8 protein-coding genes are annotated in these 8,948 nt (G+C 70.1%); all 8 read right to left on the reverse strand.

Going from position 1 to position 8,948, the window contains the following annotated elements; translation table 11 throughout:
- Positions 1-40: 40 nt before the first annotated feature.
- Positions 41-1,015 (reverse strand): FKBP-type peptidyl-prolyl cis-trans isomerase, encoded by a 975-nt coding sequence (locus AC792_RS05960; protein WP_152916055.1) that lies wholly within the window; start codon positions 1,013-1,015, stop codon positions 41-43.
- A gap of 136 nt (positions 1,016-1,151) precedes the next feature.
- Complete coding sequence (gene pafA, locus AC792_RS05965; protein WP_049829656.1) at positions 1,152-2,513, reverse strand: Pup--protein ligase; 1,362 nt, start codon at positions 2,511-2,513, stop codon at positions 1,152-1,154.
- Positions 2,513-3,253 (reverse strand): proteasome subunit alpha, encoded by a 741-nt coding sequence (prcA, locus tag AC792_RS05970; protein WP_049829657.1) that lies wholly within the window; start codon positions 3,251-3,253, stop codon positions 2,513-2,515. The genes pafA and prcA overlap by 1 nt, the downstream gene beginning before the upstream one ends.
- 3 nt (positions 3,254-3,256) lie before the next feature.
- Positions 3,257-4,075, reverse strand: coding sequence for a proteasome subunit beta (prcB, locus tag AC792_RS05975; RefSeq protein ID WP_152916056.1), 819 nt, complete (start codon positions 4,073-4,075; stop codon positions 3,257-3,259).
- Between the two features lie 3 nt (positions 4,076-4,078).
- Positions 4,079-4,282, reverse strand: a complete 204-nt coding sequence (locus AC792_RS16900) for a ubiquitin-like protein Pup (protein WP_049829658.1) — start codon at positions 4,280-4,282, stop codon at positions 4,079-4,081.
- Between the two features lie 37 nt (positions 4,283-4,319).
- Complete coding sequence (gene dop, locus AC792_RS05985; protein ID WP_049829659.1) at positions 4,320-5,987, reverse strand: depupylase/deamidase Dop; 1,668 nt, start codon at positions 5,985-5,987, stop codon at positions 4,320-4,322.
- Positions 5,987-7,744: a proteasome ATPase gene (gene arc, locus AC792_RS05990; RefSeq protein WP_049829660.1), complete on the reverse strand. Its 1,758-nt coding sequence runs from the start codon at positions 7,742-7,744 to the stop codon at positions 5,987-5,989. The genes dop and arc overlap by 1 nt, the downstream gene beginning before the upstream one ends.
- Positions 7,745-7,859: 115 nt before the next feature.
- Positions 7,860-8,945, reverse strand: coding sequence for a tRNA (adenine-N1)-methyltransferase (locus AC792_RS05995; protein ID WP_049829661.1), 1,086 nt, complete (start codon positions 8,943-8,945; stop codon positions 7,860-7,862).
- Positions 8,946-8,948: the final 3 nt, after the last annotated feature.

Below are 8,948 nucleotides of genomic sequence, written 5' to 3' on the forward strand. Positions count from 1 at the left end.
TTCCTCTCCTTGGGTGTGGGTACGGGGGTGATGTGCGGGCCTACTGCCCGGTGTCCTTACTGACGATGTCCACGTAGAACACGAGCGTCCCGGACGGGCGGCCGCCCGGGGCGGGGTCGCCGTAGGCCCAGGGCGCGGGAATCACCAGGAGGACCTTGGAGCCCACCTTCTGCCCGGCCAGGCCGTTGGTCCAGCCGGTGATGACGCCGGTCAGCGGGAAGCTGGAGGGCTCGCCGCGCTCATAGCTCGAGTCGAACTGCTCGCCGCTGCTGTAGGTCCAGCCGCTGTAGTTCGCACTGATGGTGTCCTCCTCGGTGAGGACGTCGCCGTCGCCCTCCTCGAGGACCTTGACCACGAGGTCCTCGGACGGCTCGGTGTCCGGGATGCTGACCTCGGGCGCGCCGTCGTCGTCGAAGGTGAAGGTGGGCAGCTGGCCGTCGTCGTCCAGGCGCTGCACGTCCTCCTGCGGGAGGATCTCGGGCTCCGGCAGCGGCTCGGGCTGGTCCTCCACGGAGACGATCCGCAGCAGCAGGATCTGCGAGGGGAGCGGGTCCGTGCTCTCCGAGCCCTCGGGGGCCTCCGGCGCCGGTTCGGTGTAGGCGACCTGCGCGCCGACGTGGGTCCCCACGAGGACGTCGTACAGGTCCGGGAGCTCGGTCTGGAGCTGATCGTCCACCACGAGGACCTGGGCCTCGTTCGCGTAGGTGTCGCCGAGGACCTCGCCGTCGTTCGCATCGAGGCCCAGGAGCTTGAAGCGGACCTGCTGCCCCGCCTGGATCTCGTCGCCCTCACCGTCCACGACCGCCTTCGCCGCGGTGGCCGTGATGTCGAGGGGGGAATCGAACTCGACGGTGGGCGCCTCGTCGTCGGACCCTCCGCTCACGCTGAAGGAGTCGAACACCTCGGCGGCCCCCGCGGAGCGTCCCACGGTGGGTTCGGAGCTTCCGCCGGGAGCTCCTCCGCACGCCGTCAGCAACAGCAGCAGCGGGAGGAGGATCGCTAGTACTTTTCGCACAGAACCACTTTCAGTGTCGGTATCCGGTTCGGGCCGCCCGTGGAGGAAGAGCCCTCCCAAGCCTAACGGCTGAGCGCTCCCCCGTTCTCCCGGGAGGCGCCCGGACACCGGAGCGGCGCACGGGGCGGGTCCGGTGTCAGAGCTGCTCGAGGAGCGCGTCCACGCGCGCGTCCACCGAGACGAAGGGGTCCTTGCAGAGCAGTGTCTGCTGCGCGCGGTCGTTGAGCTTCAGGTGCACCCAGTCCACGGTGTAGTCGCGGTCCGCCTCCTTCGCCCGGCGTACGAACTCCCCCCGGAGACGTGCGCGCGTGGTCTGCGGGGGGACGTCCACGGCGTCCTCGATCGCGGTGTCGTCCACCACCCGCCTGACCTCACCCCGTGCCTGGAGGAGGAAGAACAGCCCGCGGCTCCGTGAGATGTCGTGGTAGGTGAGATCGAGCTGCGCCGCCTTCGCGGAGTCGAGGGTGTCACCCGACCGCGCGAGGTAGCGGTCGATCAGTCTCTTCTTGATCGCCCAGTCCACCTCGGTGTCGATCCGCGCCGTGTTCCCGCTCTCCACGGCGTCCAGGACCCGTTCCCACAGGTCGAGGATCGCAGGTACGTGTGCGTTGTGCGCCCCGTGCTGCTCCACGAACGCGCTCACCCGGGCCAGGTACTCGCGCTGCATCTCCAGGGCCGTCAGCTGACGGCCGTTGGCGAGCCGCAGCAGGTGGCGGCCGGTGAGGTCGTGGGAGATCTCCCGGATGCTGCGGATGGGGTTCTCCAGCCGGAAGTCGCGCATGATCTCCCCGGCCTCCACCATGCGCAGCAGGAGGTCCACGGAGCCGATCTTCAGCAGCATCGTGGCCTCGGACATGCTGGAGTCACCGGCGATCACGTGGAGCCTGCGGTAGTGCTCGGCGTCGGCGTGCGGCTCGTCCCGTGTGTTGATGATGGGCCGCGAGCGCGTGGTGGCGGAGGAGAGGCCCTCCCACAGGTGGTCCGCCCGCTGCGAGAAGGCGTAGATGGAGCCGGTCTGGGTGGACAGCACCTTGCCCGCACCGACGAGGAGCTGGCGCGTCACGAGGAAGGGGATGAGGATGTCCGCGAGACGCGAGAACTCGAGCTTGCGCGGGATGAGGTAGTTCTCGTGGCTGCCGTAGGAGTTCCCGGCCGAATCGGTGTTGTTCTTGAACAGGTAGATCTTGCCGTCGTAGCCCTCGTGGGCCAGTTTGCGCTGCGCCTCGGACACGAGGTCCTCGAGGATCAGCTCTCCTGCGCGGTCGTGGACGATCAGCTGCGCGAGGTCGTCGCACTCCGCCGTCGCGTACTCGGGGTGCGAGCCCACGTCGAGGTAGAGCCGTGCACCGTTGGTGAGGAACACGTTGGAGGACCTGCCCCAGCTCACCACCTTGCGGAACAGGTACCGCGCCACCTCCTCCGGGGAGAGCGGGCGTGAGCCCGGCCCGGAGTAGGAGATGCCGAATTCCGTCTCGACGCCGAAGATCCGCCGGTCCATCAGGTTCCCGATCCGGAGGTGAGCACCAGGTGCAGTTCAGGGGCGTCCACCCTGCGGAACGCGCGGCGGCTTCCCCGGGAGGTTCCCGGATGTCGTTCGAGGAACGCCACCTCGAGCAGCGCAGGGTCGAGGGCGGTGCCGGGAGGACGCGGGCCGTCGGCGTCGACGCCACGGCCGGTGTGCAGGGCGCGTGCGGCGGCACGGACCGCGCCGGGGAGGTCCAGATCGGCGGACCACTCCGACCGCAGGGCCGCCACGACGACGTCGGCCGCACCGCCCATGACCACGAAACCGCGCTCGTCGGCGATGGAACCGTCGAACGTCAGGCGGTAGAGGTGGTCCGCGTCCTGCGTGTGGCCCACCTCCGCGACCACGAGTTCCACCTCGAACGGCTTGCTCTCGGCCGTGAACACACCGCCGAGGCTCTGCGCGTAGACGCTGGCGAGCCCACGGGCGGTCACGTCCTCGCGGGCGTAGGAGTACCCACGGACGTCGGCGTAGCGCACACCGGCCTGCCGGAGGCTATCGAACTCGTTGTACTTGCCCACCGCCGCGAACGCGATGCGGTCGTAGATCTCCCCGAGCTTGTGCAGGGACGGCGAGGGGTTCTGTGCCACGAGGGCGATGCCGTCGGAGCAGCTCATCACCACCACGGAGCGGCCGCGGGCGATCCCCTTGCGGGCGAAGTCCGCGCGGTCCTTCATGAGCTGCTCGGGGGACACGTAGAACTGGGAGGTCATGGCTCAGGCCTCCCGTCCGGCCGAGGAGCGGGTCCCGACGATCGTCCTCGCCACGGCTTCGAGCTCCCGGTCGGGGATCCGCCGCGCACCGGCGGAGTCCACCACGAACACCACCGGCCACAGATTCCGCACGGTGTCCGGTCCGCCCGTGGCGGAGTCGTCGTCGGCGGCGTCGTACAGCGCCTCGACGGCCACGCGGACGGCCGTGCGCTCGTCCAGGCGCGGGTTCCACAGCTTCTTGAGCGCCCCGCGCGCGAAGACGGAGCCGGAGCCCACCGAGTGGTGCTCGTACTCCTCGTACCTGCCGCCCGTGGCGTCGAAGGAGAACAGCCGGCCCACGTGCCGGGCCGTGTCGAATCCTGCGAAGAGGGGGACGACCGCGAGACCCTGCAGGGCCAGGGGGAGATTCTGCCGCACCATGGCGGCGAGGCGGTTGGCCTTGCCGTCGAGGCTCATCATGGTGGCCTCGATCTTCTCGTAGTGCTCCAGCTCCACCTGGAACAGTCGTGTGAGGTCCAGGCCGATCCCCGCAGACCCCGCGATCCCGAGCACCGAGGAGCGGTCCGCCGCGAACACCTTCTCGATGTGCCGGCTCGCGATCACGTTGCCCATGGTCGCGCGGCGGTCCCCGGCCATCAGCACGCCCCCGGGATAGGTGAGGGACACGATGGTGGTGGCGTGCGGGGCGAGGGAGGACGCGTCGACCGGACCCCCGGGACCGGGTGTGCGGCCGGCGGGCAGCAGGCCGGGGTGGTGCTCGCCCAGGTACTCGCTGAAGGAGACCGGGGCGGTGCGAGGGACAGCGGCGTCGTCCCGCAGCATCCGCTACTGGCCGCCCTTCTGCACGAATCCGCGCACGAACTCCTCCGCGTTGGACTCGAGGACGCCGTCGATCTCGTCGAGGAGATCAACCACGCCCTGTGTCTGGGCGGTGTCCTGGGTCGCGGGGACGGCCGGTGCGGGCTCGGGCACCTCCTGCTCGGTGTCCGCCGAGGTCCCGCTCCTGGTGATACGATCCTGCGCTGCCATGGTGGTCACCTTCCCGTGCTCGTGCTGCCGTCGATGCTCAGGCTCCTATGGTGCCACGCGGACGGGAGGGCCCGCTGAACAACCGGGTGAGGAAGTCCTCGGCATCCACCGCCGCGTCGAACAGCTCCTCCGTGAGAGCGGCCGTGCCCCTGAGCGGCTCACGCGTCTGGACGCGCTGCAGGCGCCGCTCCCCCGGCAGGTCGAAGATGAGGGAGTCCCAGCTGGCACCGACCACCTGCGCCGGGTACTGCGAGATGCACCGGCCCCGGAAGTAGGCCCGGGTGTCCCGCGGGGGCTCCACGGCGGCCCGGGCGACGTCGTCCGCGTCCACGAGCAGGTCCACCTCGCCCCGGCGCGCCAGGCGCTGGTAGATGCTCCTGTCCGGTCGCAGGTCCGCGTACTGCAGGTCCACGAGCGCGAGCCGCGGGTCGGCCCACCCGAGACCGTCGCGGGCCCGGTAGGCCTCGAGCACCTTCAGCTTGGCCACCCAGTCCACCTGTCGTGCGGCCTCCAGGGGATCGCGGCGGAGGGTGAGGAGCAGGCGCTGCCAGCGGTCGACGACGTCGCGGGTCTGGGCGTCCGCGTCGTCCGGGAGGGCGGCCGCCGCGGCCTCGCAGTACAGCTCCTGCAGGTCCAGGCCGGTGAGCTCCCGGCCGTCCTTCAACCGCACGGTGGCACGCAGGGTGGGGTCGTGGCTGATGACCTGCAGTGCTGCCACAGGATCCTCGAGGACCGGCACCGGGGCGAGCCCGTGCTCGATCAGGGACAGGACCAGCGAGGTGGTGCCCATCTTGAGGTAGGTGGAGACCTCGTTGAGGTTCGCGTCCCCGATGATCACGTGCAGGCGCCGGTACTTCTCGGCGACGGCGTGCGGCTCGTCCCGGGTGTTGATGATGGGTCTGCGCACCGTGGTCTCCAGGCCCACCTCGTTCTCGAAGAAGTCGGCGCGCTGGCTGAGCTGGAACCCCGCCTCCTGATGGTGGGCCCCGATGCCCACGCGGCCCGCCCCGCAGATGACCTGACGGGACACGAAGAAGGGCAGGAGGGCTTCGGCGATGCGCGAGAACGGGACGCTCCGCGGCACGAGGTAGTTCTCGTGCGACCCGTAGGAGACGCTCTTGTTGTCGGTGTTGTTCTTGTACAGGATGACGGGCGAGAACCCGGGGGTGGCACCGATGCGTTCCATGGCCACCCCGGCGACGTGGTCGCCGGCCCGGTCCCAGAGCACGGCGTCGAGCGGGTTGGTGACCTCCGGGGAGGAGTACTCGGGGTGGGCGTGGTCCACGTACAGCCGCGCACCGTTGTCCAGGACGAGGTTCATCAGCACCGCCGCCTCCGGGGAGCCGCCCCGTTCGAGGGCGATCTGCTCGGCCGTGAGCTCGTCCGGAGCGTCCGGCTCGTCGGTGAGCTGACTGGGATGCGCCTCGGAGCGGTTCTGCACGAATCCCCGGGCGTCACTGAGCGGGGACTCGTCCGTGTAGTCCCAGCGGGTGCCGGCCAGGTTGCCGAGGCCTTCCCGCAGGGTGGCCGCGTAGGCATTGACCACCTGCGAGGAGAGCAGCACGGGATTCGCCGCGGGGAGGGCGGGCGCCATGACGCCGTACTCCGTCTCGGTCCCCATCACCCGGTGCACCGAGATCCCCTCGCCCACCGCGGGGAGGGACACGCCTTCCGCCGGTGTGGTGCGGCGACCACCGGTGGGCATCACAGGTACTGTCCGGTGTTCGCCGCGGTCTCGATGGACTTGCCCGGCTCCTGACCGGCCTTGCCCTGCACGATGGTCCGGATGTACGTGATGCGCTCCCCCTTCTTGCCGGAGATACGGGCCCAGTCGTCCGGGTTGGTGGTGTTGGGCATGTCCTCGTGCTCACGGAACTCGTCCACCACGGCGCGCAGGAAGTGCTCGAGGCGGAGCCCTCTGCTACCCCCGAGCAGCAGCTCCTTGATCGCGTACTTCTTGGCCCGGTCCACCACGTTCTGGATCACCGCGCCGGAGCTGAAGTCCTTGAAGTACAGCATCTCGGTGTCGCCGTTGGCGTAGGTCACCTCGAGGTACTCGTTGGACCTCTCCGTGGAGTACATCCGCTCCACGGTGCGTCGGATCATCTCCGCGACGGTGGCAGCGGCGTCGCCCCCGTTCTCCGCGAGGTCGTCCGCGTGGATCGGGAGGTCCGGGGTCACGTACTTCGCGAAGATCTCCGCCGCACCCTCGGCGTCCGGCCGCTGGATCTTGATCTTCACGTCCAGGCGGCCGGGCCGGAGGATCGCCGGGTCGATCATGTCCTCGCGGTTGGAGGCACCGATCACGATCACGTTCTCGAGCTTCTCCACGCCGTCGATCTCGCTGAGCAGCTGCGGCACGATGGTGGTCTCGACGTCGGAGGAGACGCCGGTGCCGCGCGTGCGGAACAGCGACTCCATCTCGTCGAAGAACACGACCACGGGGCTGCCGTCCGAGGCCTTCTCCCGTGCACGGGCGAAGATCAGCCGGATGTGGCGCTCGGTCTCCCCCACGTACTTGTCCAGCAGCTCGGGGCCCTTGATGTTCAGGAAGTAGCTGCGGATCTGCTCCAGGCCGGCGCGTTCCGCGGCACGTGCGGCGAGGGAGTTCGCCACCGCCTTCGCGATGAGCGTCTTGCCGCACCCGGGAGGGCCGTAGAGGAGGATCCCCTTGGGTGGTTTGAGCCCGTGCTCCCGGTAGAGGTCGGGGTGCAGGAACGGCAGTTCGACGGCGTCGCGGATCTGCTCGATCTGCGGGCCCAGCCCTCCGATGTCGCCGTAGGTGATGTCCGGGACCTCCTCGAGCACCAGGTTCTCCACCTCGCTCCGTGCCACCTTCTCGAGCCCGTAGCCCGACTTCGGGTCCACCGCCAGGGCGTCACCCACCCGGATGCTCTCCGCCCGCAGCGGACCGCTGAGCCTGATCACCCGCTCCTCGTCGGTCCGTCCCACCACCAGGGCGCGGTCCTCGCCGATCAGGTCCTTGACGGTGACGATCTCACCGGCCCGCTCGAAGCCGAGGGCCGCCACGACGGTGAGCGACTCGTTGAGGAGCACCTCCTGCCCGGGTGCGAGGTTCCGCACACCGATGAGCGGGCTGACGGTCACACGCAGTTTCCGACCGGACTGCAGGATGTCCGCGGTGTCCTGCACGGTGGCCTCGGTGGTGACACCGGCCTGCACCCCCTGCTTCGGGTTCACCTGCAGCACCGTGGCGAAGCTGAACGGGGTGGCCCCCTCCTTCTCGAGCGCCGCCTTCAGCCGCACGATCTCCGAGCGCGCCGCTTCGAGGGCCGCGACGAGCTTCCCGTTGTTGGCACTCGCCGTCGCCAGTTGCCGGTCGATCGAGCGCACCCTGTCCTTCAGGACGTTCAGCTGCCGCTGGGTCGCCGCGGTGTCGGTGGTCGGGACGGCCCCGCCCCGCGCATCGGCGGCGGGGGCCTTGTCCTCGGGGTCTGGCATGGTCGTGGGCCACCTTCGATTCGACAGTCAGCTGTCTCCCGACCCTAGCGCAGACGGTCGGCGTGACGTACTCGGATCCACGGGGTGAACGGCGCCCTGCCCGCCGGCCGGGACCTCACTCGATCGAGCCGCCCTCGGCCAGCGCATCACGCCGGGCCTGGGCCTCCTCGGGCGGCAGGGAGCCGCGCTGGATGGTGGACGCCGCGTCCCGGGCCACCCTGCGGAGCCGCTTGTCCGAGACCTCCCGCTCCCCGACCGCCTGCGGGGTCCAGGCGTCCAGGTCCTCCTGGCTGAAGCCGGTCTTGGACGGCCTGCGCTTGGGCGTGAACCCGACGGCCCCGTCGGCGAGGCGGCGGGTGGTGAGCAGGAACCCGGTGTGCGCCACCATCCGATGGTCCGGGCGCACGGCGAGGCCCTCCAGGTGCCACCCGCGCACCATCGACTCCCACCCCTCCGGCTCGGTGAACCGCCCGTCGGCGCGGATGGCCTCGGCGGTGCGCGAGAGCTGGGTGACGGTGGCCACGTAGCTGATCCACACACCTCCGGCCGCCAGGACGGTCGCGACGGCGTCCAGGCACTCCCAGGGCGCGAGCATGTCGAGGACCACGCGGTCCACGGACCCCGGTTCCTCGTGCTGCACCACCTGGTCCTGGAAGTCGCCGAGCGTGATCCGCCAGGCGGGGTGCGGGCCACCGAAGATCGTCTCGACGTTGCCGCGGGCGATGTCCGCGAACTCCTCGCGGCGCTCGAAGGAGTGCAGCGACCCGGCGTCGCCCACCGCCCGCAGGAGCGAGATGGACAGGGCACCCGAGCCCACGCCCGCCTCCACCACGCGCGCACCCGGGTAGATGTCCGCCATCGTCACGATCTGCCCGGCGTCCTTCGGGTACACCACGGCAGCGCCGCGGGGCATGGAGAGCACGAAGTCGGAGAGCAGCGGCCGCAGCGCCTGGTACAGCTGCCCGCTGGTGTTGGTGTGGATGGACCCCTCGTCCGCACCGATGAGGGCGTCGTGCTGCAGATACCCCTTGTGGGTGTGGAACGCGCCACCCGGTGTGAGGGTGATGGTGCTCATCCGCGCCTTCTCGTCGGTGAGCTGCACGCGTTCCCCGGCACGGAAGGGTCCGCGCCGGGCCCCGGCTCCGTGCGGGCCCACGGGGGTGTCGGGGCCGGCACCGGTCCTCACCACCGGTGGGAACACCCT

This window comes from Arthrobacter sp. RIT-PI-e, assembly GCF_001187915.1.
Lineage (GTDB): Bacteria > Actinomycetota > Actinomycetes > Actinomycetales > Micrococcaceae > Arthrobacter_D.